Genomic DNA, 26,824 nt, shown 5'->3' on the forward strand with positions numbered 1-26,824 from the left:
GTTCAGAGTACGGTCTGGCGTTTCGTCTGGGGTACCCGACAGCACCCCTGCTGTCGGGTACTATAGACGGTCGGCACTACTTTTCACCCGATAGCGGCACCAGCTGCGCCGACAGGTTTGGCGTTGCCATGTCTTTATCGAAGGGAAAAATTGGACGCTTGATACGCTTAAAGGGTAGTCGGGCCAGATCCTGATTGACACCCCCTGGTGTGAGGGCCATGATCCAGCCCTGCTGCATGGCGTAAAGCTCGGGCTCGAGGTAGCCTATTTTCACCACTACAATGTCGGCTTCTCGGGGTTTGAGCCCTAGCCGGGTAAAGTCGATTTCCTTGTGATAAGGCTTACGTTTCTGCGTAACGATCACGTGTACGCTGCCCACTTTCACCACCACTTCGACTTCCGCATCTTTGTCGCCCTTGACAATTGATTCAACCGTGCCTTTGAGTCGGACGGGGGGCGCAAAGCGGGAATCCACTCGTGCTCCGGCTACGCCGTCAACCTGCCCGCCTACGCCAGCGGCCATGGCTTTTCTGACCAGTTCCGGGTCGGGAATGGATGCGTAGATCAGCGAGGGGCCATCCGGCTTTTTAAACTCCGGCCGGGCCAGCAGCTGTGTAATGGTCCAGGTTACATCGCCCGCGCCACCGGCCGTCGGGTTATCGCCTGTATCGCTGATGAAAAAGGGGTGCTTCTTGCTGGCAAATGCATCCGACAGGCTTTTTTCCAGCGTACCGGTTGGCGCTACGAAATCAAACTGCTTGCGCACGTTCCAGAAATCGAGGGCCAGTTTCTCGGCGGTTTCGGTCACTTTGGCTTTATCGTCGCCGGTCACCATTACTACGGCATGGTTGCGCGGTTCATCGGCCCAGGCGTAGCCAATCCAGATGGCGGCATCGACAATACCTTCGCGATGGTCAGCGAGGGGCTCTACCTGTTTGTAAAGGCTCTTGCCGGGCTCGATGCGCGTGCTCGTTTTTTCGCCGGGCAGCAGGATCGGGACGGGAATCCAGGCTTTGTAGGCTGGTTTACCTTTGCCGCTTTTAAGGCGGTCGAGCAGGTTGACAACGGCCCGTTCTTTAGTCTGCATGGCATCTTCGTGCGGAGCCATGCGGTAGCAGGTAATCAGATCGGAGTTCTGCGCCAGCCGCCACGACACATTGCCGTGCAGATCCATGGAGGTAGACACCAGCGTTTTATAGCCGATCACCATCCGGATACGGGCGAGGAAATCGCCTTCGGGATCGTCCAGCCCAACGACACTCATGGCCCCGTGAATATCGAAATAGAGGCCGTCGTAAGGAGCGTATTTTTTCAGTGAATCCAGCGTTTTGTTGACCAGCGACTCATAAGCCTCGCGGGTGACGGCCCCGCCCGGTAGCGACTTTCCGACGATGGCAGGGAGCCAAAATGCCTGTTTGCGCAGGGGCGATACGGGCATCATGAACGGGTAGGCGTTGAACACTTCCGGGCCGTAACGGGCATGAAAAGCCTCTTCGGTGGTTTTGGCCGGCGAGAAGGTGCTGGATTCAATGCCCAGTCCGGCAATGGCGATGCGGGGTAAAGTCGTTGAGGCTGGTTGCGCGGCTGATTGAGAAAAGCCACAACTCAAGGCGAAAATCCAGGCGGTAAACCCTAAGGCGATGTGTTTCATGCCCACAATTTAGCCCATTCAGAACAGCAGGCCAACAATTGATTGTTTTTCAGGGAGAGATGCTTCCTGCCGCAGTCGTTGTTGTGCGTATTTCTTGTGGTCATTGTATTCCTTATCGTAGCCATGCTCTTCGTAATCACCCAGATTATCTTTTAAGAACGCCTTGTAAGCTCCGCAGTTTCGGTGTTCTAAGATATAGATATCCTTGATGTTGTGAAGTTGGATGGCCAGGTCGATGTGCTGAAGCAAGCCTGTTTCCCATCCTTTATAGGCCTCAATGTTTTTAAGTTCATCGTCTTCCGTCGCCGAAGCCGTTAACGCCCCAATGGAAGCCCCGGCCATAATGTACTGGTCGTAACGGTTGATCAGGTTCTCATGCTCCATAAAATGAATAATGTTATCCAGTAGCCGCAAGTCCATGCAGCTTATGAGCAGTACGTTATGAAGCGGGACTTTGTAGCCGGTTGGGTAGTTTCGTGTCGGCATAGGGTAACTATAAACGTAAACGTGTGTGCTGGAAGGGTTGCGGCAAACAATAACTTGTCGGTTTCAGGATACCTGCCGATTCTATTTTTAAACCGTGAACAGAGGGAGACGTTTCACGAAACTGATAATATGGTAAGTAACGGGCAGAGGTTGCCCGCAAATGAGCGTGAATGTAGGTTAAGCTGGTATAGAACTGGCCGAAAAGCGTAAACATCTGGGCAAAATCAAGCGTTAATTCAGTGACTAAAAATTTCAACGAATGAAAACGATCAATTCTGTAGCGATAACTCTCTTTGCCTTTGCCGTTCTGGTTGGCTGTACACCGAAGATGAATTTTGTTAATTCCACTATTGCACCGGCTGCCAGCGGAACGATTAACGTGAAGAAAGATAAAAACAAGAATTACAAAGTGACGGTAAACGTATCCAATCTGGCCGAGTCGAAAAAGCTCTCGCCAGCCAAAGAGGTGTACCTGGTCTGGATGGAAGCAGCCGGGAACTCAGTGAAAAAATTAGGGCAGATCGCTCCCCGTGGCAATGCCCTGAAAGGAGAGTTGACCGCTACTGTTGTCGATAAGCCAAACGAAGTTTTCGTGACAGCCGAAGATAACCCGGAGATCGAGTATCCCGCTGGTGACGTTATCCTGACAACCCGAAAGTAAAATCGGCAGGACCGTATCATTAACATTAATGCATTCCGTTGCGTGTAGACAGGTACTTGCCTGGCACACGATACCGAAAAATCCTGTTTGCGCTAACTCATGCCGCCTGGTACGAAGATCGTCCGGATGGCATGAGTTATTTTTTTGTATTAGTCAATATCCTTCATCTTTCTTTAATACTATTCCAGTTCTGCGCTGGCGATAGGGTATGCCGCAGGAAATGGGTTAAAAAAAAGCCTGTTAGTGTCTGCCATGACCAAATAAAAACTTTCCCTTCGGTAAGTTTTGTGAGTTGTACTGCAGCGTTTGTTGTTCGGCTTGACTCGGGTACTAACACTCTTGTAAGGTAGGCTAAATCTAATACATATAGTATAAATTTCTTCATTTAAGTAAATGTATCCAAGTTTCAATTAAGATAATTAGTTTTTTACTTTATCCTAGACTAGGAGACAAAAAACTACCGAATAATATAAATAATTCTTTACCACATAGACTTGCCTCTGTTTCATTTATTATTGATCAGTCTATCAAATCCGCCTAATTAGTTATGGTAAAATTGTACAGTAAATTCGCATTGAAGATGTGCTGTATCGCTGTATGGATACTGCTCATCAGTCTGTTAAATAATTCAGTTGGTTGGACTCAGAGCGGTCCCCCTGACCGGGATAAGTTTAAAAGCAAGCAGAAGCTAAAAAAGAAAGAACCCAAGCTTCCTAAAGAGAAACTGAAGGATAAAACGAAGAAAAATGCAAAGTTCAATTTCAAAGCAAGTGCTTTGAAAGGGGATAAGTCGAAAGGTGGTCGCCTGGGAGCTATTAATTTAACTAACCCAACCTCACTTCAATTTGGTCCGGATGGACGCTTGTATGTAGCCCAACAGGATGGGATCATCAAGGCCTTCACCATTGTGAAGAATGCACCCAATGATTATTCTGTAACGCAGATAGAAACGATCGCAATAATCAATCAGATTCCCAATCACAATGACGATGGGACACTAGCTGCTGAGGTAACTACCCGCCAGGTAACCAGCCTGCTCGTTACGGGAACCGCCACCAGTCCGATCCTCTACGTCAGTTCGAGCGATAGTCGTATTGGGGGTCCCGTTGGTGACTTGAACCTCGATACAAACTCCGGCATTATTTCCAAGCTGACAAAAACGGCCACCGGTTGGGATAAGATCGACCTGGTCCGGGGATTGCCGCGTTCGGAAGAAAATCACTCCAATAATGGGATGCAGCTGGATGGAACAAAACTCTATATTGTCATTGGGGGGAATACCAATGCGGGCAGCCCATCCACAAATTTTGCCTACACCTCAGAATTTGCGCTCTCCACGGCCGTACTGTCAATTGATCTGGCTGTGATCGAAGCCCTACCTACTCAGGGCAGTGGTGTCAATAAATACAAGTACGATCTGCCAACGCTCGACGACCCTACGCGGGCGGGCAACCCCGACGCGGGCGATCCCTTCGGCGGGAATGATGGGTTAAACCAGGCCAAAATAGATCCAACCGGGCCGGTTCAGGTATTTGCAACCGGGTTCCGGAATGCTTATGATCTGGTGATTACCAAAACACCGGGTAAGGCCCGGCGTATGTTCGTTACCGATAACGGAGCCAATCAGGGATGGGGAGGGGTACCGGCAAATGAAGGTGGTGGTAACGCCACCAACAACTACATCCAGGGCGAACCCGGTTCAACGAGCAGCACCTTAACGGATAATATGGTTAACAACCTCGATAACGTCCATTTTATAGGTGACTTAAGTACATACGTTCCCGGTAGCTTCTACGGTGGGCATCCGAACCCTGTTCGCGCCAATCCGTCCGGTGCGGGATTATATACAAATACGAGTGGCGTAGGCGTGTGGCGTACGGGCAAAACCGGCGCTAACCCACTCCCTGCCGACTGGCCCCCGGTGCCGCTCAGCAATGCCCATCCCATTGAAGGCGATTTCCAGAATCCCGGCGAAAATGATAATGCGATCATGACGTTTCAAAGCTCGACCAACGGCATAGTCGAGTACACCGGTTCCGGGTTTGGGGGCACGCTGAAAGGACACTTGCTGGTGGCTTCCTTCGATGGCACCATCCATAAAATCACACTCGACGATGCGGGTACCGCCGTTACCAACACCTTGGGAAACAAACGGTTGAATCAGGATTTGCCCATTGCATCAAACTTTGGCGCAGAACCACTGGACTTGACCGCGCAGGGCGATAACGATATTTTTCCCGGTACGATATGGGCCGCCTGCTATGGAGGTAACTCCATTTATGTCTTTGAGCCGGAAGAAACGACAGGCTGTGATGCGGCCTATAGCACTACCCTGGACGACGATGGGGATGGCTTTAGTAATGCCGATGAAATTGATAATGGCAGTAACCCCTGCTCGCAGGCTAGTAAGCCCAAGGATTCTGACGGCGACGGGCAGTCTGACTTCAATGATGCTGATGACGACAATGACGGTGTGACGGATGACAACGACTTTTATCCGCTGGATGCCGCCAACGGAAGAACGACGAATCTGCCGGTTACCTATGAATTGTTCAACAACGATCCAGGCCGGGGCTTATTTGGCGTAGGCTTTACGGGGTTGATGTTACCCAAACAGACCGGGTTTAATTACCTCGATATGTTTGACGAACAGAATCTGGTAGCGGGTGGTGCAGTAGGTGCTTTCTCTGTAGTGAGCGTTTCGCCCGGCGACCCATACCGTACCCTGAATAACCAGGAAAACGGCTTTCAGTTCGGGGTAAATGTAAACAGCAGCACCGGACCGTTCACCGCGAGAACCCGAATGCTGGGGCCTTTCTTCAACGGACAGGCACCCCGCTATTATCAGTCGCAGGGGATATACATTGGTAATGGCGATCAGGACAATTACCTTAAGCTCGTGCTGGGTTGCGACGGTGGTCAGGGAGGACTCGAAATGCTGTATGAGAGCAATGGTGAACTGATCAGTAACGGGTTTTATACCTTACCCGGTGGTTTACCCAACAGCACCATGGACTTATATCTGTCCGTTGACCCGGCAACGGGTATGGTGCAACCCAAATATTCGAAAGATGGTGGTCCTCTGGTTAATGTTGGCCCGCCCATTCAACTCACGGGTGCTGTGCTCAACGCAGTGCAGGGTGCAACGGCATTAGCGGTAGGTATTCTCTCTACATCGCTCAACTCCACACCGTTCACGGCTACCTGGGATATGATCAGTGTAAGGTCCGATGCCGAGCCGCAGCAATCGGTAGTGAGCTTTAGCCTGATGAATACCAACACCAATCAGCCAATCAAACAGTTAGTACCCGGCGAGCAGCTGGATCTGGCTGCACTGCCTACCCGTAATCTGAGTATTCGGGCTAATGTCAGCACCGCAGCCATCGGTTCGGTCGTTATGGCGTTAACGGGAACCGAGGTTCGAACTCAGATTGAGAACGTGGTGCCCTATGCCCTGTTCGGCGATAATGGCGGTAGTTTTTATTCCTGGACACCCAGCGCGGGAAGTTACAACCTAACGGCAACACCTTATACCGATCCGGGTGGTGCAGGTACCGCCGGTAATGCGTTGTCTCTAAACTTTACGGTTATTGATGGAACTCCGCCAACGGGTACCTGGCAAACGCTGGTTCCAAATTCCGGTTCGCCAACGGCTCGTCACGAAGCCGCTTATGTGCAGGCCGGAGACAGATTTTACCTGATGGGTGGGCGAGGTATCAAACCTGTGCAGGTATATGAGCCCATTGGCAAGAACTGGACCAATGCCGTTGCTACACCAATTGAACTGCACCATTTCCAGGCCGTAACAATGGAAGGACTGGTATACGTTGTAGGTGCCCTTACCGGAAATTTCCCGGAAGAGCCTTCTGTATCAAACGTTTATATCTATAACCCAACGACAGATAAGTGGTTGCTGGGTCCGGAAGTACCCCTCAGCCGACGTCGGGGTACGGCGGGTGCGGTGGCGTATAACAAGAAGATATACGTAGTGGGCGGAAATACCCGTGGGCATAATGCCGGCTATGTGAACTGGTTCGACGAATTCGATCCGGCTACGAATACCTGGAAAGTTATGCCCGATGCTCCGCATGCCCGAGATCACTTCCAGGCAGTCGTTATTGGTAATAAGCTCTATGCGGCCGGTGGTCGGCGGAGTTCACAGAATACGGGTCAGACGTTCATGCTGACGGTGCCCGAAGTGGACATCTATGACTTCACGACGGGCCAATGGTCGACCTCAACGAATCCTATCCCAACGCAGCGGGCCGGTACGACAGCGGTTGCACTGGATGGTAATGTGGTCGTTATTGGTGGCGAAAGCGTTCAGGCAACCGCGCATAACGAAACGGAATCCTTCTCGCCAACGACAAACAACTGGCTGAAGCTGGCTAATCTGCAGCAGGGAAGGCACGGCACACAGGCGATTCTCAACAACCAGGCTATCTACATTGTCGCTGGTTCCGGTTCGCAGGGGGGTAATCTTGAACTTAGCTCGCAGGAGGTATTCTACCAGTCGGGGCCAACCACGCCAACCGGTACACAACTAACGCAGAGCCAGCTGACCTCTCCCTCGTCCGGTGCCTATGGTCAGGCATCCATTGGTTCGACCCAGAGCACATTGATCAAACTGACCAATTCGAGTGGTAACCAGGCGATACTGGTAACGGGTATCTCCTTAACGGGTAGTACCGACTATACCTTCCAGGCGCCTATTACGATGCCGTTTATTATCCCGGTTGGTCAGAGCGTAGATGTTAAGGTCGACTTCAAGCCGTCGTCTTCCGGAACCAAAAACGCCAGTTTGGTTATCGCGCACTCGGGCGCTGTAGGAACCCTGTCCATTCCGTTAACGGGTGAGGGGATGAATGGCAGCCAGCAGTCGGTAACCAGTTTCTCGCTGCTGAATGCAGATACCGATCAGGTTATACGCGTGTTGGCCAACAATGATGTGATCAACCTGCCCAGCCTAACGACGCCAAGGATCAACATTCGGGCGAACACCAGTCCTTCAACGGTAGGTAGTGTACTGCTAACCTTAACTGGAACGCAGAATCAAACCGTCTGGGAGAGCGTAGCGCCCTATGCTTTGTTCGGCGATAAAAACGGCGATTATAACCCGTGGACGCCCGCCATTGGTACCTATGCCCTGAACGCGATTCCTTACTCCGGCGCCAACGGCACTGGCACTGCCGGTAACCCGTTGCGGATAAACTTCACCGTCACGAATAGTGCAGGGGGTAAAGTAGCTGCGGAGACCATGCCGCTAACCGAACTGGGACAGGGATGGCGCTTCTTCCCCAACCCGTCATCGGGCGTTATCCGGATCGAGTTCGAGCCTAACCATGCGCTGCCGCTCACCATCGATATCACCGATATTATGGGCCGGTCGCTGCTGCACGAACGGAAAGAAAGTCTGGACGCGGTAACGGTTAACCTGCACGATTATCAGCCGGGTCTCTACATTGTTACGATTCGATCCAAAAACGGTATAGTGAGTCGTAAGTTGGTTAAACAATAAGGTTTAGTTTGTAAAAAAAGCCGCCGGGAACATGACATTTAAATCGTCATGTTCCCGGCGGCTTTTTTCAATACAACCCTTTGTCGCCCGATGGACTCTTGATCGTCAGGCGTTGGTGCGCAGGTATATCAATTTCTCATGAATCAGATGAAAGCTATCTATTGTTTATTGCTGCTGATGAGCATGCAGCTTTTAATGTGTGGTAAGGGGTACACTCAACCTACGCATCCTGACCGCTCTTTTCAACTGAACGGAACCATCGACGCCGACACAGGTACGGTATTATTGTTGCCCATAGCTGGAGAAGCTTTTCATCCGGCTACCGCTAATGTCTACAAGGCGTCGATTAAGCAAGGGACGTTTACGTTCAAGGGCCAAATGGCATATCCCGGCGGCTTCCTGATTGCTTTTTTTCCCAACTATGTGTCAAGCCCGTTTATCGTTGAAGCCGGTACGCAATCAATTGTTTGTCTTGTTGATTCCGCCCGCGAAATCCCCCGAATCGACAACGGGAGTATGCGTGAACTGAAAGCTGCGCCCGTCAACTTCTTTTCGAGACTTATTGTCTCAGCAAAGCAGAAAACGCGTTTACTGGACTATACCCGGCAGCATCCCGATTCATACGTGGCACTTTGGGAAACTGTGCGGCAACTGGAAGTTGGTTATGTACCCATTCTGGATTCTGTTTATGCCGCTTTCTCCACTTCGCTTAAAAACAACCACACGGGCAAGCTGATCGCCCGGCGTCTGGCATCTGCCCGGGTTACTGCTATAGGGAAGGTTTTTCCAGCCGTAACCCTGCTGGATACGGACCAGAAGCCGGTAGCGGTAAAGCCCCGGAGCGGAGCCAGTTATACACTGGTCGATTTTTGGTACAGTCGTTGCACCGCCTGCCTGGAGGAGTTTCCACAGCTTACCAACCTGTTTCAATTGTACCGGAACAAGGGATTTGATATCGTTGGTATTTCTATAGATAAGCCTGTCGATAGTCGACTTTGGGTAAATACGATCGAAAAAAGAAAGCTTGGCTGGCGCCAGTATCTGGATTTGTCCGGTAAGTTTACGCTTGATGAATTGTCCATCGGCTACTTCCCGTCCAATTTCTTACTCGACGAAAAAGGAACGATTATCAACCGGAATATCCGGCCAGATGAGCTAAGTAAATTCCTTGCCGAAAACCTGTAAACCCGCTCACGCTGTGCCAACAGGTCATGACGCCTGACCCGGCAACGTAGAACGAACCCAACTGCTCTGGTAATGCGGCAGTAAACGTGGGCTCTGAACGATTTTTGTCTAGTATAATGGTAGATAAATCGGGCCATGCCGGGAACCAGCACGCAGCCGGCCAGTGTATAGGGTATGAATGGGTATCAACGTCAAGTACACAGGAGTTCGGCAGCGGTCTTTGTTCCGGCTCATGCAGGCAACGGGGTGGTTGCTGGTGTTAGTGGCGACAACCGCTAGTACGGCACCCCCGCGTGCTCGAACGGTTCTGTTCGGGTATAAAGCGGTCATTGGCCAACTACCCACCGGCACCCGGCAAGTGGATATCTGGATACCTGTACCACACAGCAACCCGTTTCAGCAGATTTCGCAATTGACCATCGTTTCGCCTTATCCGTACCAGTTGGACACTGCTCAGTACGGTAACCGGATCATGCACCTGCATATTCAAAATCCGTCGGGGAAGGAATTTTCGGTTGATATGCAGTTCAGGGCTACCCGAAAAGAACACATTCAGCCCCAGCAGCAAACGCTCGGCACGACCGAGAAACGGCCCGTTGACCCATACATGAACCGCTGGCTACAGCCAGACCGGCTGGTACCTATCGATGGGGCAGTTAAACGATGGGCCAAGGCCGTTGTCGATTCGGCGGGTGCTAAAACGGACCTCCAGCGGGCACGAGCTATCTACAATCACGTTATTGCCACCGTCAAATACGATAAAACCGGTACCGGCTGGGGACGGGGAGACATCTACTACGCCTGCGACACCCGCCGGGGGAACTGCACCGATTTTCACGCTATTTTTATAGGCTACTGCCGGGCATTGGGTATCCCTGCCCGCTTTGCCATTGGGTTTTCCTTACCAGCCGACCGCCCTACCGGACAGGTAAGCGGCTACCATTGCTGGGCCGAGTTCTACAGTAAGGAGCTGGGGTGGGTACCTATCGATGCATCGGAAGCCGCCAAGAACCCGGCCCGGCGCGCCTATTTCTTCGGGGCTCATGACGAAAATCGGATCGAGTTCAGCTTGGGTCGTGATCTGATGCTTTACCCAAAACAGGAACAACCGCTGAACTATTTTATCTACCCGCTAGTGGTTGCAGACGGACAGCCACTTCTGCCTGTGACTCCTGCCATTACCTACCGCAACGTAGTTGATTAGTTTATCGCAGCGAGACACAACTCGGGTTGGCCTTCAACTTTGTTTTTGTTAAATACCTGTGTTAATTGATTTACTTGATATATTTATAATAGACATATTGAATGAATATTTTTTCATAATGTTAACTTTGTGAAATTTATAGTAACTATTCGCGTACTAAAATAGCCTGAACTGATTCATGGTCGTGATGGATGATACAGTATGGGCACTTATCAGAAATCGGCAACTATAGGATACCTTACTCAACAGACAGTATAAAGAAGCACAACGGATAGTAGGTGCTTAGCTAAGTTAATATCCACAAGAAGGTATTTTATTGGTACGCCAAGTGGCCGATAGGGTCAATTGGCGTAAGCAAACATGGAAACGCTTTTAGAGCTTTGGTTCGATACGTCTGTACAGGGAGTTGCCTTCCTGGAGCCTGTTTATGGGAGATCGGAGTCCTTGATTGCGTTTCATTGCCGGCGGGTCAACAAAACACTGGCCCAACTGCTGGGCCAAACCGCCGATAAGTTTATCGGGCAACTTATCGGTCCGTTCGTCCCCTGGATACCCCAGGCAGAGTTGGCGAGTCAACTGATAACTGTCTTTCAGACTGGCGCGCCCCGGCAATGCCATTGTTATGATCCCCGGGGGAATCGCTGGTTCTCGGTTAGCCTGACCCGCCTTGCCGATTTGGTCGCCATGAGTGTTCTGGAGGTGAGTGAACCTCGGGAAACAGCTCGCCAGCCACCATCGAATCCCTATCCTGAAAGGCGTGCCACGGGGATAAATCGGCTGCGTAGGCATCGGTTTCCCCGATATCTCAGCGACCAGCAACGGCAGCGGCTAACCCTGCAACGCCTGTTTAAACGGATTCCCTGCGAAGAGGCCGTACTTTTCCAACTGGATCAGACCGGGCAGCTCTTCAATACGGAAGTCCGATATCGGCACGGCGTTCAACATGAGGGTCCGGCTATCTCGCTGCCAACCAGGTACCGACATCATTCCTTACTTGCACAGGGGCAGGAGGTACTCATTAACCAGCTTGAGGAAGATATGCCGGGCTTTCCGACTGATGTTAACCCATACCGGCGGGGGCATCGTTCGTTTTTGGGACTGCCTTTGCTGGTTGGCAGGAAATTGGTGGGTATCCTGGCTTTGCTGGACACCTCACCCAATTTTTTTACACCGGATCATGTGCGGATCGGGCAGGAGGTGGCCAGTCAGCTAGCCAGCCTGTTTCTGCGGCAGGCTACAATCCAGCAGTCCGGTAACCTGAGTGAAAACAATCAGTTGCTGCAGGCCATTATCAACACCAGTCCGACCAGTTTATGTTTGTTAAGGCCTGTTTGGCAGGATGGCACGATTACTGACTTCCGGGCCATTATCAATAATCCACAGTGTGCCACCATAACCGGGTTAAGTCAGGATGCGCTGTTGGCCAAATCGATGCTCACCCTGTTTCCGCAATTATTGACGAACGGTGTATTTTCTAAAATGGTCAGCGTGGTGCTCACGGGCGAAACCCAGCGCTTTGAAGTAGCGGATGAGCTGGCAACGGGATCATTCTGGGGCGATTTCTCACTGGTACGGGTAGCCGGTGATGTGCTGTTCAGCGTCAATGATATCACGCGGCTAAAACAGGTTGAAGAAGAGTTCAGGACAGCCAATCTGGAACTGGAGCAGCGGGTAATCAGACGTACGGACGAAGTTCGGCAACTGGCTGCCTTGCAGGGGGCCATCCTAAAACACGTTGGGGCGGGCGTGGCGGCTACCGATACCAAAGGAATTATCCAGCTTATAAATCCGGCTCTGGAGGCCATGACCGGCTACCGGGCGGATGAACTGGTGGGCCAGCGGACAACCGGTTCCTTAAGAGAACCGATACTCCATCAGCAACAGCTTGATCAATTGAAGCGCGAACTGGCTGATGAGGAGGGCGAAGGCGAAGATATAGTAGCCCGTTATGTCGCCCGGCATAATTTTCTGCGCCTTGAAAATAAACTTTTGACGAAAGACGGGCGTGTGATCCCCGTTCTGTCGACGGTGAGTGGCCTGTACGACGAGCAGAACGAATTGATGGGCTATGTAGACATCAGTACGGATATATCGTATCTAAAAACCATTGAGGAGGCTTTGATGCAAGCCAGCCAACGTAGTCAGATGGCAACCAAAGCCGGTAAACTGGGCGTTTGGGAGTGGAACCTACTGACCCATGAGCTGATTCTTGATGAGAATTTTTATACCCTCGTTGGCATTCCTCAAAGTACAGCCCTCGCCCATATCAGCGATGTAGAGCCGCTGGTACATCCGGCGGATCTGGCCTTCTTTTCCGATAAAGTGCAGACCATTATCCGGGAGCAGCAGCCCTTTGAAGTCGAGTTTCGAACGATCTCGCCGATTGATGAATCTGTACGTTACATGAAAGTCGATGGGCTGGTTCTGCAAAACGAGTCGGGACTAAGCCATCGGATGATTGGCGTTATTCGGGATCGAACGGCCAAGCGCCTGGTCAATCAGGCACTTCGGGCTAGTGAACAGCGGTACCGCTCGCTGGTCGACCATTTGAACGATGTTGTCTTCCAGGCCGATTCGAAGGGATTATGGACGTACCTAAACCCGGCCTGGGAGGTTATAACCGGCTTTTCAATTGAGGAGTCGCTGGGTCGTTATTTTCTTGATTTTATTGTTCCTGAGGATCATGCCAAGGTCAAAGCTCTTTTTCCACCCATTGAGGCAGGACAACCGGAGTCTGTGAGGCAGGTAATTCGCTATGTTTATAAAACAGGAGGCTTTCGCTGGATAGAGGCCTTTGCGCAGGTAAGCCGTAATCAGCACCAGGAAATAACGGGCGTAACCGGCACATTGACGGATATTACGGAGCGAAAAATGGCCGAAGAAGCAATTCAGGAAAGTGAACAGCGGTTTCGGGAAATTGCCGAAAATGTCGACGAGATGTTCTGGATTCGGGATGTTGATTCGCCCGTATTTCTCTATATGAACCCCGTCTTCGAAGTCTACAGCGGTATGTCTGTTGAGCAGTTGTACGAGAATCCGCTCATTTTTGCCAATGTTATTGTCGAAGAAGACCGGGCTGCTATCGTGAACGCTTTTATGAGTAATGAGCCGAAAGCTACCTTTCAGTTCAGGGTTCACCACCCCGATGGCAGCATTCGCTGGCTCAACGCACGAGTCTTTCTGCTGACGGATGCAAATGGGGTTCCCACACGCCGGTTAGGGGTAGCCACAGATGTGACGACAGCCATTGAGAAAGAACAAATTCTAGAGGAGTCGCTCGCGAAGGAGCGGGCTCTGAATGCGCTTAAATCGCGGTTTATCACAACCGCTTCCCACGAATTCCGAACACCGTTGGCGGCCATTGTCTCCAGCGTCGAATTAATAAGATATTACGCAGCAAATGAGTCTCGGTCCGTAACGAACGCCTTGATTGACAAGCATGTCGACTCCATCTCGAAGCAGGTGATGTCCCTCACCGATTTGATAGCGGACACGTTGACCCTAAGTAGTCTGGAGGAGGGGAAAATACCGGTTCAGCTGGAAGCGTCCGATATGGTAGACCTTGCCGATAAGCTGGTGGCGCTCAACTTTGGCAATCGGGAAGACAAACGGCAAGTGATCCTGGAAGTGATTGGTTCGCCGGTGCTGGTGAACATCGATAAAAAGCTGATGACCCATGTGTTGACGAATCTGTTATCCAACGCCTTTAAATTTTCCGCTACGAATCCCAAATTGACAATCCGATTTGAGAAAGAAGCCGTATCTATTTTGGTCGTTGATCAGGGCATCGGTATTCCCCGAAAAGATTTGCCTCATTTATTCGGTAAATTTTTCCGGGCGAGTAATGTCACTCATATTAAAGGTACCGGCTTGGGGCTGTCTATCTGCCTGGAATATACCACGTTGCAGAATGGGACTATCGACATTGCCAGTACAGAAGGCGTTGGGACAACCTTTACCATTACTCTGCCAACTAACAGCCTTGATACGCATTCGTGCTAATAAACGCGTTATAATAGTACCTATTTTAAAAATTTCAAGTACTTAATATTTTCATTAGTTGTTTTTTTATATACTTGTTTTATTTATTTCACTAACTTTTCAGCATCGGTGGGAGGAGCTCAGAGAATAGCCTATCCTACTATTTCTGTATTCTTCTCCTGACATGAAAATTAAACAAGATCTATTCACGGGTAGCAGCTGGAAAACACTCTCAGAAACTGACGGCTTTACCGCATCCGCGTCACAATTGGTTCTGGCCTTTGGCGAGCGAAACTTGCTCAGCCGTACCGATGTGTACGGGCAGCTCCGGGCCCGGTATCCATCCGCAGCTATCGTCATCAACTCCACGGCCGGCGAAATCTTCAACGATCATGTGTCAGACGATACTATTGTTGCTACGGCTATTGCGTTCGATAAAACCACGGTCCGTACAATACAGATCGAGATAGAGAACTATCAGGAGAGCTACCAGGCAGGCCAGCAAATTGCGCAGGCACTGGACGATCCATCCCTGGCCGCGCTGTTTGTCGTATCGGATGGCAGTTGGGTGAACGGCAGCAAATTGATCGACGCACTCAACGACTCACTCCAACGCGTCGTTCCAATTACCGGCGGGCTGGCTGGTGATGCAAGTCGGTTCGAGTCTACGCTGGTCGGGCTCAATGAGCAGCCAACCGCCGGGAAAATTGTAGGTATTGGCTTTTATGGCGACAGTCTTTACGTTGGTACCGGTTCTATGGGCGGGTGGGATGTTTACGGCCCCGAGCGAGAGGTAACGCATTCGGAATACAATGTACTTTTTCAGATTGGCGACACCTCGGCGCTCGATCTGTATCGGGATTATCTGGGCAAATACGCTCAGGGGTTGCCCTCGGCGGCTCTGTTCTTTCCCCTGTCCATGCGCACCACCGCCGACTCTCCACCCCTGGTACGCACCATTCTGACCATCGACGAAGCCGCCCGCAGCATGACCTTTGCCGGTGATATGCCCGAGAAAAGCCTTGTGCGGTTCATGACGGCCAACTTCGATCGGTTAATTGAAGCGGCTGCTACGGCTGCAAATACGGCCAGGTCGTCAACCACCTTTGCGCCCGAACTGGCCATTCTGGTGAGTTGCGTGGGCCGAAAGCTGGTGCTGGGCCAGCGTATCGATGAAGAAGTAGAAGCCGTTCGCGATGTGTTTGGCGAGACTACGGTACTCAGCGGATTTTATTCATACGGAGAAATTGCCCCTACTGCGCCCGGTGCCCGGTGCGAACTCCACAACCAAACAATGACCATTACCGCCTTTTCGGAGCAATAAGCATGAATGAGAAACCGCTACATAAAGTACTGGCCAGACAGATAAAAAAATACTTACCCGAAGATAGCCTAGCCGATACGCAACTCGACCTGTTTGTACGCGTGATCAACGAGTCGTATCATAACTTTGAACGAGACAAGGAATTGTTCGAGCATTCGTCTTTCATGAATGAACAGGCGTATGCTGACCTAACCCATAAACTGAAAGCCGAAATCGGGCAGCGTAAGCAGTCGATTGAAAAACTGATCGATGCCATTGGAACCCTGGATGTACCCACTGATGAGGGGATGACGGACATTAATCCCGATAACCTGATCGAGCTGGTCGAGTTCCTGAAACGGCAGATTGAACGCCGGAAAACAATTGAAAACGAACTCCGTCAGGCCAAAGAGCTGGCTGAACAGGCTACCCTGGCCAAGTCCGATTTTCTGTCGACGATGAGTCACGAAATCCGTACGCCCCTCAATGGTGTGATCGGATTTACCGACTTGCTCCTGAAAACCAAAACCGATGAAACCCAGCGTCATTATCTGTCGCTGGTTAACCAGTCTGCTAACAGTCTGCTCGACATCATCAATGATATTCTCGACTTCTCCAAAATTGAAGCCGGGAAGCTGGAACTCGTTGTCGAACAAACCGACCTGCTGGCCATTGGTCGCCAGGTAGCCGATATGATAAAATTACCGGCTCACCAGAAGAAGCTGGAAATGCTGCTCAACATCGACTCGTCGATACCTCGTTTTGTGTGGGCCGACCAGATTCGACTCCGGCAGATTTTGATCAATCTGCTCAGTAACGCTGTAAAGTTTACCCAACAGGGAGAGATTGAACTGAGTATAGAACGCATCAACGACCACCTGTCCGATGACTTGACCAATCTCCGGTTTGCTGTGCGGGATACCGGTATTGGCATTGCTGAACGAAATCTGGAAAAGATCTTCGAAGCGTTTTCTCAGGAAGATTCCTCAACTACCCGCCGGTTTGGTGGAACCGGCCTGGGGCTGGCCATCTCCAATAAGCTGCTGGGACTGATGGGCAGCCAGCTTCAGCTAACGAGTGAACTGGGTAAAGGCAGCACGTTTTTCTTCACCATCCAGTTTAAATCGCTCCCCGGCGAAGTGAACCAGTGGGCAGGGCTGCAGTTAATTCAGCGCGTACTGATCGTAGATGATAATGCCACAAACCGTCAGATTTTACTGGCCATGCTGGATCTGGCAGATATCCAGGTCCAGCAGGCGGCTAGCGGTCTGGAGGCACTGGAACGGCTAAAGTCCGGTGAGAAGTACGACGCCGTGATTATGGATTACCACATGCCGCTGATTGATGGACTGGCCACCATCCGACTGATTCGGCATGATCTGAATCTGTCTGCCGATGAGTTGCCGATCATTCTCCTGCACAGCTCGTCGGAAGACGAAAAAGTAATGAATGTGTCCAAAGAGTTATCGGTAGACCGGCGGTTGGTGAAACCCGTTACCGCCGACCAACTGTTCGAAGCCCTGTCGTACCTCAAGCACCGGCCCGAAGAGAAGGTCGTTGCCTCGGCTCCTTCCCAGCTTGCGACCTCTGTGGATGTGGAGCCGGTAACGATTCTGCTGGTTGAAGATAACCAGGTGAACATGCTTCTGGCCAAGACCTTACTCAAACAGCGATTGGCAAATGTTCGGATTGTGGAAGTCGTTGACGGGCAGCAGGCCATCGATGCGTTTCAGACGGCAGATCCTGATCTGATCCTGATGGATATTCAGATGCCTGTTGTGAATGGATACGAAGCCACGCGGGCTATCCGTCGGCTCGAAACCGGTAAACGAACGCCAATTATTGCGTTGACGGCCGGTACAGTGCGGGGTGAAAGGGAAAAATGCTTACTGGCCGGTCTGGATGACTATCTGAGTAAGCCCATTATCCCCAACGCATTAAATACAATTATTGATAAGTGGCTGGGCCAGCAGGACGAAATGCCTAAGCCAGATGAAGAGACCGAGCTATCCAGACAGGGACATTTTGATCGGGAGGGTTTATTAGCCCGCATGAACCAGGACCAGCTGCTTGTCGATATTCTGATTGAGGGCGCTCAGGAATACCTGAGTGCGTTCCCCGCCCGCTTTGCGTCAATTCGTCAGGAGGGGGCTTTGTCAAAGCTGAAATCGCTGGCTCACCAACTAAAAGGAACTGCCTTGACCGTTAACCTGCTTCGTCTGGCTGACCTGGCCGGAACCCTGGAACACACACGACCTATCGACCCGGACGAACTGGCCGAGCTATGCACCGATATAGAAGCAGAGGTTGAGTATGTCTGTAACTTACTGAAAGCTGATTCGAAAAGTCGGTAATAAGTACCGAACAGTGGCTGCCGGGCAAATTCTGCTAGTTATTATCTTACCCTGCTGGTTAGATCAGCGGGGTTTTTCATTTTTAAGCAAGGCTACCTTTTGTAAACTGCTGAATTACTATTAAGTTTGTTTACTATATGTTAATATTAGACAATGTAATTATACTTTAATAATAAAACTATTAATTAAAGATTGGTTGATAGGCCGGAAAAAGTTATTAGATTTGACTACGTATAAATTACTCAAGAGTATCTGATTCGCCAGATTCGTCAGCCAAAAAGCAGTTTATCCCTAATGTAGAGAAAGCAACGCCCGAACGCTGGTATTGGTGTCCCGAATGACCAAGCCAGTAATCTCTATGGCTACCAGACAAGAAGCTTCTATGATTGGCGTTGGGATGAATGAGTAAAAAATCGGTGTTACTGGCTGATTAAGCTGACCTTAGTTTTTATGAACAATTCTCTACAGACTGCGCACATAACAGGTCTTGACCCACTGTCGTCTGCTCGGCGAAACTTGTTCTTTTTTACACCGGTATATAATGAACGTGGGAGGCTGGTTAATTTAGCCTGTCACACAGCTACGGCATCAATCCCCGCAGGTGCCTGCTTAACCGACTGGATCTCCTCAGGAGACGGAACTCTGTTCGATCCCCTTTGGCCGTTGCTGGAAAATGGTATCGGTTGCCGTCTGGCTTATGAACTGGCAACCGGCAAGCCGGGCCAACTCCTCATTTCACCCATGAATGGGGGGTATCTGGTCGAATTACTGGCTGGTAATCCGGTCGATTCCATCCCGGCTAACGTTGAACCAGACAACCTGCCCGTTGAGCAGTGTGAGTGGGCTTCTGCTCACCCCCGCTCTTTCTTTTTAACGAAACAGTCTTCCCCATCCGATACGGTAAATCAGTTACTGGAAGCCATTGTGGCTAATACGCCCGTTGGGCTGGCCTTTTTGCAGCCTGTTTGGGAAGAGGGGAATATAACAGACTTTAGCTACCTGTGGACCAATCCGGCCCATGCCGCCATGATTGGCTATAGCACTAGCCAGTTGGCTGGCAAGCACTTTAAAGCGCTGCACCCTTCGGCTACCAATGCCGGCCTGTTTGACCGATTGGCCCATGTGGCGCAGACCGGAAAAACACTCCACTACCAAAAGCAGGTTCAGCATGATGGTATTTGCTTGTGGGGAGAGTTCAGGATCGTTCGGGTAGGTGAGAATGTGCTGTTCACCGTCATGGATATTTCGCCCCTGATGGAGGCTAAAGAACTGCTGAGTCAAAAGAACGCTCAGTTGGAAAAAGGTATTGCCGAGCGGACTAAACAGGTTCAGAAGCTGTCTACGCTGCAAAATGCTATCCTCAGGCATGCAGGGCAGGCTATTCTCTCGACCAATCCCGACGGCATCGTACAGACGGTCAATCAGGCCACCGAAACGTTACTGGGTCTTTCGGCCAATGAGCTTATCGGTAAAGTTGCCCGGTTAAAGTCTGAAATAACCGAAAGTTGGGATCCGGTCATTTCATTTTGTTCGTATGATCCCGACGAATCGTACAACTTCTTTTCGCAGTCTGTAGTGGCTGAGAAGGGATACGTACAGCAGGAATGCTTGCTGACAACTCGAAATGGCCGTCTGGTTCCGGTTCTGCTGACGGTTAGCCGGTTGGAGGATGAGGATGGATCAACCTTGGGTTACATGGGTATTGCCACTGATATTTCGGCCCTGAAGCTGGCGGAAGCCAGGCTGCTTCAGAAAAATCAGATACTGGATACTTTTTTTGCCGGTGCACTCGATATGCACTGTATTGCTGATCGGAAGGGCTTGCTGCTGGAAGTCAACCATGCCTTTCAGGAGGTAACGGGCTTTTCGTCCAGTGAACTCAGGACTATGCCGCTTTTGAAACTGATTCATCCTGATGAGCAGGCGTTTGTGGCTAAAGAAGTAGTAAAGAAAAGTCAGCAGGAGCCGGTTCGCAATCAGATCAATAGGTGGCGCTGTAAAGATGGTACGTACCGGATCATTGAGTGGAGTGCCATTGGCATTAAGGGATTGCTCTATGGTTCAGCTCGGGATATTACCGACCGGCAACTGGCTGAGGATCAGCTACGACAGCTTCACGAACGGCTGCAGCTAGCTACGCAGGCGGCTGGACAGGGGATCTGGGAAAATAACTTAATTACCGGTACGGTCATCTGGGATGAGCGCCTGTGGGAGTTACACGGGTTAACGCTGCCCGTCCGGCCGTTGACATATGCCGACTTTTTAGCTACTGTACATCCGGAAGATTTGCCCGCTCTCATGGCCAAAAGCCAGCACGAACTCGCCGGGAAAGGAGATACCATTTCGAATGTGTACCGTATCGTTTGTCCAAATGGAGTCGTGCGGTACCTGGAAACGAACGGCCGTATCATTCGCGATTCGGTGGGGAAGCCAATCCGGCTTATTGGGGTTGCCTGGGATGTGACCCGTCGGAAACTGGATGAAGAAAACCTGCGTACCAGCGAACAACGCTATCGTTCACTGGTCGATCATCTGGATACTATTGTCTTTCAAACCAACGAGGTAGGGAGATGGGTTTATCTAAATCCCGCCTGGGAGGTCATCACGGGCTTTTCCGTCGAGGAATCGCTGGGAGGATTTTTTCTGGATTCGATTTTACCCGAAGATCATGCCGAAACGCTTTTGCTCTTTGAGCAGATTAAAGCAGGGCAGCGGACGACTGTCAGGCATGTTATTCGCTATGTTCACAAAGAGGGCGGGTTTCGCTGGATCGATGTAAATGCCCAGATCGTGCCGGGTGATGGGCATGTATGGATGGGGGTAACCGGCACATTGACGGATATTACGGAGCGCAAAATGGCCGAAGAAGCAATTCAGGAAAGCGAACAGCGTTTTCGGGAGATTGCTGAAAATGTCGACGAGGTCTTTTGTATAGTAGACAGTGAAAAGCCCCGCTTTCTGTATGTAAACCCTGCTTTCGAGAAATTTACCGGTGTATCTTCTCAGGCCCTTTACGCAGACTCTTCCTTATTCTTACCGCGTATTGCGAAACAAGATCGGACGCTTATTCAAACTATTTTCAAGGATTCTGTTTCGGGTAGTGAATTGACATTCCGGGCGCGCCATCGGGACGGTAGTCTGCGCTGGTTACATGCCAGGGTTTTTGGCGTTACCAATGAGGCCGGGGTGCTTATTCGGCGTATCGGCGTAGCTACCGACATAACGACGGCTATTGAAAAAGAGCAGATTCTGGAAACCTCGTTGCAGAACGAGCGATCCTTAAATACGCTAAAATCGCAGTTTATCACCACGGCTTCGCATGAGTTCAGAACGCCCCTCATGGCCATCAGTTCCAGTGCGGAACTGGTAAGGCATTATATAGCCGGAGAGGATGTTTCGCTGGTACTGCCAGTCATAGACAAACATCTCACCGCCATCCTGACAAAAGTAGTTTCGTTGAATGAATTGATCAGCGATACCCTGACGCTCAGCAAGATAGAGCAGGGCAAGATAGACGTACAACTCGTCTATACCAATTTAGGTGCACTCTGCAAGGCATTGATTGCATCTACGTTTTCGGAAAGCAAGGATAATCGGCAGATCGATGTCAAGCTTGTCGGGGAGGCTGTCGATGTACTGGTGGATAAAAAACTGATGCATCATATTCTGACCAATTTATTGATGAATGCCATCAAGTTTTCCACGAAAAATGTAAGCCTGACCCTAACCTATAGCGCGACAGAAGTGAAAATTGCGGTAAGCGATCAGGGAATCGGCATACCCAAAAAAGACCTGCCCCATTTGTTTGATAAATTTTTCAGAGCTGGTAACGCCATCAGCTATCAGGGAAGTGGCCTTGGTCTGGCCATTTGCCAGGAGTATACAAACCTGATGAACGGCCAGATCAGCGTACTGACCAAAGAAGGAGCAGGCACCACATTTACGATTACACTTCCGTATGCCTAGGCTGAATTAATTTATTCATTTGCTTAGAAACGAGCGTTTTTATTCCCTGATAGTTGCGTGTTGTAGCACTCCATAAAGTAGGAGCCAGGTAGAGTGCAGCGACTACCAGACAGGTCGATACGGTTTCCAGCGGATAAAAATAATAGCCGCCAAACACCCGGTACGCGCTGATACTGGTAAGGTAGGGGTTGAAGGGCGAAAAAAGTAAAACCAGGATAATGTGAAAGGCGAAAACCTCCAGCGAATTTTTACCGAGATAAGCAAGGGGTTTATACTGAAACCAGGTGGGATTTTTTACCATTACCCAGCGAATTAGAATAAAGACGGCCCCAACATTAATTAACCGTAATGGACGAAGGTATTTTTTGTCAGCCCAAAACTTAATGTCATAATCAGTGATTTCGATCAGGTGGAGAGCCACCAGGTTTTTGATTAGAAAAAGAGAAATAGCAACCGCAAAAGCACCCCAAACAATGTAGTTTTTATCGAGAAGATCGCCCAGTTTTTTCTTATAAGCCAGGTTGCCTAAAATAATCCCGACAACGAAGATAATTTGCCAGGAAAGCATGTTAAAATAACCCGGATTTACCCATCTGCTCCAGGTGTATCGGTAGTGATTAATTAAAAGCAGTTCAAACGTTCCAATCAGGTAAATAATCGATGAGATCAGCAAGACAACAAAATAGCCTTTGGGATGCTTTTGTAAGTGGACGATAATCCAGGGTACAAAGAGTAAGAAGACGGCATACATGGGCAGGATATCCATGTTTTGCGGCTGGTAAAGGAAAATCAGTGCCAGTATAGATGCTCCTATTGGGTTGGCCAGCATAGTACCGTAGTGCGGTTCCCAGTGAGTTCGAACGAAGCCCAGCGTCAGTACGGCTAATAAAGTAATGAAGAATACACCTATATGAAATTTATAAATAAGCCACGACCGGTTTATGGCTGCACTGCGAATTTCGTTTCCTCCCTTTTTTAAAAATTTATTTGTGTATACTAACCCCACCGTGAAACCTGACAGGTACACGAATCCTGATGCCCCTTCCACCCAACCAATTGATTCTCTGGTGAAACGAATGATAATATTATTCTCTGATACGAAGTGATTGATCGTAATTAATACTAATAAAAATCCTCTGAAAAAATCTATCTGATTATTCCGCTCCATTCTGTTTAAGTTAACAAGTACGGTAAATAATATAATATAAGTCTGTAATTTTATGTAGGCTGAAGAGACAGAAAACCAGAAGTAATCTGTACGTAATACGTAAATGAGTGTATGAAGAATAACGTTGATAGGTAGATAGCTCTCAGTTTAATCATAAAATCCCTGACGGTATTTTACAAAAAACGAGAACTACTTTATAAATAAGATGCAGTCGAAAAGTCAATAAACTTAGCGCATACCGATAAATAAATTTCGGTCAGCTAAGTATGGTAAACTTTACTCGGTGCAAACCATTGGTAAGTGAAATCGAGTACTACAAAATTAAGACAAAAACTTATTTTAGTGCTAAGCTAATGGATTATATATGTATAAGTGGATATAATTTTTTAGTGATAAGGGTAGATCGGTAACTTGTGCCGTCGATAAACTTCTGAGAATTGACTAATTGCCGGAAGCTATACTGTAGTTCATAGGAATGAACAGATAGCTTCCGGTAACTAGTCAACATAGCTTATAGATAGAGTAAAGAAAAGGCAGTCTGACAACTGCCTTTTCTTTGCCTGAACTTATGCTTTTACTATTTTTTCGTGTACACTCTTACCCAGTCAACCTGCATGATGCCTTCGCCAGCATTGAGGGGAATCTGACTGGCTGTTGGCGCGTAGAAGAAATCGCCACCTACCGCTTGATTCAACGTAAGTTTTTCAAGCTTTCCGGCCAGATTAGATACGTAGCCGCCGGTTTTGGTGTCAATCACCTGGCCATCGAGCAGGAATGTAAGCGACTTTTTGCTCCAGATCAGCTCATAAACGTGCCAGCACTCGGTCAAACTGGTTGACGTTGTGAGGAAGGTACCTGCGTTCGTAACTAAATTTTGGTTGCTTGTAGTACCATATATATAGTTTGTCTGGTAGTTGTTAGGCTCATTGCCGCGCGCTTCAAGAATATCAATCTCACCGTTAGTCGGCCAGTTATCGCCATAAGACCAGAAAGCAGGCCACATGCCATAGCCACTAGGCAGCTTTATACGCGCTACCATCCGTACCTGGCCATTAGGGCCAACAGGTGTAAACAAGGGTTTTGATTCAATCCGAGCCGATGTGAAGTCGAAGTTTTTAGGAGTTGCATCAACATCCTGCCGATATTTTGGCCCTGTCACCTGCTCCTTTATTGCTTTAATTTGTAGCAGGCTATTCGCCGTGTTACTGGGATCCTGGGTAACGGTCAGGTTAGTGGGGCTGGCCGTATACATTTGCAGTTCCGTGTTGAAAGATCCTCCAACCCACACATTCCAGTTTGTATTCGCCGGATTATTGGGGCTTACATTGAAGTTGTCCTCAAACGTTTTTGTCCAGCCGGCAGTTGCCAGGCTTGATTCCATAGCAGCTGTGTAATCGTACCCGCATATACTCGTTACAGAGACTAAATTGTCGGCAGTAGCCGTCGCCCCTTTACGAGCATTGGCTGAAGAAACGGTTGATACGGGTTCAGGTTGTATGGACTCCGAGTTTTTAACGCATCCGAAAAGTAGTAGGGTGGACAGAGCACCGGATACCAATACAGGTACACAGTTGTTGAAAGGTAAAAATTTCATATTAGATCATATTAGATGTTAAATCAGGTTAAAGTAATGAAATTTCTATTTTAGAAACTATGACGAAAATCTTTTAAACGGTTGATCAACATCGTATTTACTTATTATTTATTTAATGACACAATAGTATTGTAAATCTAGCGTTCTGGTATATATTAGATAAATGACATATGTGTGTCGTGGTTAAGTTTTTTGAGCCATTTGCCGTCTATATAGAAATGGTTGATAATAAGCAGAATAGGCGGTTTAAGTAGCCTTCTTGCTTGTTCAATTGTACTTAATTTGTGGTCTATTCTCTCGAATAAATACAATACGAGTCTGAATAGTCTGCACAGGGCCGTTCGATAAAAGAATTTTATACAGAAGAAAGAAATTTTCGACGTTTGGTAGCATTACCACGTTTTTTGGTTTTCAAATCACTTTTCCTTCCTTGGCGTACTCTCGCAGGATGGCCTCTTCCAGTCGTTTCCGATCCAGTTTAGGGGACTGATCGGCCAGTAGTTCAATAGCGCAGTAGTGTGCCACGTTGACGATGCTGGCGCCCGTGAGTTCGTACCGGCTGGCCACCTGATGCCAGTCGATATCAGCAGCAATTGGCATCTGTTTCGGAAAGGTGCGCTGCCAGATTGCCTGCCGCTCTTCGGCACGCGGTAGGGGGAAGTAAACAATCGTTTGAAAACGCCGGATAAAAGCGTCATCAATATTGCCCCGCTGGTTGGTGGCCAGAATAACCAGGCCATTATAACTCTCGATACGCTGAAGCAGGTAAGCCACCTCCTGATTGGCGTATTTGTCATGGGCATCGCGGATGTCGGTTCGTTTGCCAAACAGGGCATCGGCTTCGTCGAAGAAAAGGATCCAGTTTTTGTGCTCCGCCTTATCGAACAGCCGCGACAGGTTCTTCTCGGTCTCGCCAATGTATTTGGATACCACCCGCGATAGGTCGATCCGAAAGACATCCTTACCCGTCTGCTTTCCCAGGAGTGTAACTGTAAGGGTTTTGCCGGTGCCGGGCGGGCCGTAGAACAGGGCGCGGTAGCCGGGCTTGATTTTCTTTTTCATGCCCCACGTATGTTGTACGGTATCGGTATGGGTAATCCAGTGTTCTATTTCCTGAATCTGCCGTAAGGTGGTTGGGTGAAGCACCAGATCATTCCAGTCCATGCCGGTCTCAATATACTCGGCCGGAAACTCCATACTGAACTGCGGCCGACTGCTGATGCCGGTGGTTAGTAGTTCAACCACATCGGGGTCTAGGAGCAGTCGGCCGCTCATGAAGGGTTCGCCTGCGGGTACGCTGTCGACCCGGAGCATTCGTTTCCAGACAAAGTTGGGGTCATTGCTCAGCAGGCGCTGGATGGTGAGCCGCTTGGCGAGGTCGTCACCCGCCAGCACGAACTGGGCGGTTTCGCCGGTGGGCAGTATCCCCCGGTGATTCATGCCCTTCACGCCCCCAAACTCGGGCAGGTCGCCCCCCTCGGGGTACTGTTCGGCAATGATCTGGTTAAAGAAATGGGGATGAACATGCGGAGCCAGTGCCAGCAGCAGCAGCATGTATTCGTCGAAGCCGGGCTGGTACTGTTTGACGAAGGTCGAAAAGGGCGAGTCGTCCTGATAATAAGCGGTGCCGCTAACGTCCTCGGCCTCTACCTTGCCCGAATGCACCTTTAGTCGGCTCACGATTACAGCCCGAAGGTAAGCCAAAGCGGTGGTGAGGTTATCAGCGTTGGTCATATCTGTCATAAGAATGGGC

At 49.7% G+C, this 26,824-nt stretch carries 13 protein-coding genes; 8 read left to right on the plus strand and 5 right to left on the minus strand.

The genetic code is table 11. The features are described from left to right. Positions 1 to 76: 76 nt before the first annotated feature. Both ACYVJM_RS15130 and ACYVJM_RS15135 read right to left on the minus strand, forming a co-directional pair. A complete protein-coding gene (locus tag ACYVJM_RS15130; protein ID WP_461149068.1) occupies positions 77 to 1,651 on the minus strand; it encodes a M81 family metallopeptidase in 1,575 nt (524 codons plus the stop codon). A gap of 18 nt (positions 1,652 to 1,669) precedes the next feature. Then, a complete protein-coding gene (locus ACYVJM_RS15135; RefSeq protein ID WP_461149069.1) occupies positions 1,670 to 2,137 on the minus strand; it encodes a hypothetical protein in 468 nt (155 codons plus the stop codon). 259 nt (positions 2,138 to 2,396) lie between these two features. Between ACYVJM_RS15135 and ACYVJM_RS15140 the strand changes: the two genes are divergently transcribed. From ACYVJM_RS15140 to ACYVJM_RS15175, 8 genes are all read left to right on the plus strand, one after another. Continuing rightward, on the plus strand, positions 2,397 to 2,798 hold the full coding sequence (locus ACYVJM_RS15140) for a hypothetical protein (protein WP_461149070.1): 402 nt from the start codon (positions 2,397 to 2,399) through the stop codon (positions 2,796 to 2,798). Positions 2,799 to 3,345: 547 nt separating this feature from the next. After that, positions 3,346 to 8,316, plus strand: a complete 4,971-nt coding sequence (locus ACYVJM_RS15145) for a Kelch repeat-containing protein (protein WP_461149071.1) — start codon at positions 3,346 to 3,348, stop codon at positions 8,314 to 8,316. Between the two features lie 147 nt (positions 8,317 to 8,463). After that, entirely contained in the window at positions 8,464 to 9,501 is a 1,038-nt protein-coding gene (locus tag ACYVJM_RS15150) for a redoxin domain-containing protein (protein WP_461149072.1), read from the plus strand. Positions 9,502 to 9,679: 178 nt separating this feature from the next. Beyond that, a complete protein-coding gene (locus ACYVJM_RS15155; RefSeq protein ID WP_461149073.1) occupies positions 9,680 to 10,705 on the plus strand; it encodes a transglutaminase-like domain-containing protein in 1,026 nt (341 codons plus the stop codon). 360 nt (positions 10,706 to 11,065) lie between these two features. After that, positions 11,066 to 14,707, plus strand: coding sequence for a PAS domain S-box protein (locus ACYVJM_RS15160; protein ID WP_461149074.1), 3,642 nt, complete (start codon positions 11,066 to 11,068; stop codon positions 14,705 to 14,707). A gap of 163 nt (positions 14,708 to 14,870) precedes the next feature. After that, positions 14,871 to 16,010 (plus strand): FIST signal transduction protein, encoded by a 1,140-nt coding sequence (locus ACYVJM_RS15165; RefSeq protein ID WP_461149075.1) that lies wholly within the window; start codon positions 14,871 to 14,873, stop codon positions 16,008 to 16,010. Positions 16,011 to 16,012: 2 nt separating this feature from the next. Continuing rightward, positions 16,013 to 18,343 carry a hybrid sensor histidine kinase/response regulator gene (locus tag ACYVJM_RS15170; protein WP_461149076.1) on the plus strand — a complete coding sequence of 777 codons (2,331 nt, stop codon included), beginning with the start codon at positions 16,013 to 16,015 and terminating at the stop codon, positions 18,341 to 18,343. 450 nt (positions 18,344 to 18,793) lie between these two features. After that, the gene (locus tag ACYVJM_RS15175; protein ID WP_461149077.1) at positions 18,794 to 22,309 is read left to right on the plus strand and encodes a PAS domain S-box protein; all 3,516 of its coding nucleotides are present in this window, start codon (positions 18,794 to 18,796) and stop codon (positions 22,307 to 22,309) included. Here ACYVJM_RS15175 and opgC read toward each other — a convergent pair. From opgC to ACYVJM_RS15190, 3 genes are all read right to left on the minus strand, one after another. Next, a complete protein-coding gene (opgC, locus tag ACYVJM_RS15180; protein WP_461149078.1) occupies positions 22,290 to 23,477 on the minus strand; it encodes an OpgC domain-containing protein in 1,188 nt (395 codons plus the stop codon). The two genes, ACYVJM_RS15175 and opgC, sit on opposite strands and share 20 nt — an antisense overlap. A 577-nt stretch (positions 23,478 to 24,054) precedes the next feature. Further along, a complete protein-coding gene (locus ACYVJM_RS15185) occupies positions 24,055 to 24,858 on the minus strand; it encodes a glycoside hydrolase family 16 protein (protein ID WP_461149079.1) in 804 nt (267 codons plus the stop codon). 624 nt (positions 24,859 to 25,482) lie between these two features. Beyond that, entirely contained in the window at positions 25,483 to 26,805 is a 1,323-nt protein-coding gene (locus tag ACYVJM_RS15190; RefSeq protein WP_461149080.1) for an ATP-binding protein, read from the minus strand. Between the last annotated feature and the right edge of the window lie 19 nt (positions 26,806 to 26,824).

This window comes from Spirosoma pulveris, from assembly GCF_054781875.1.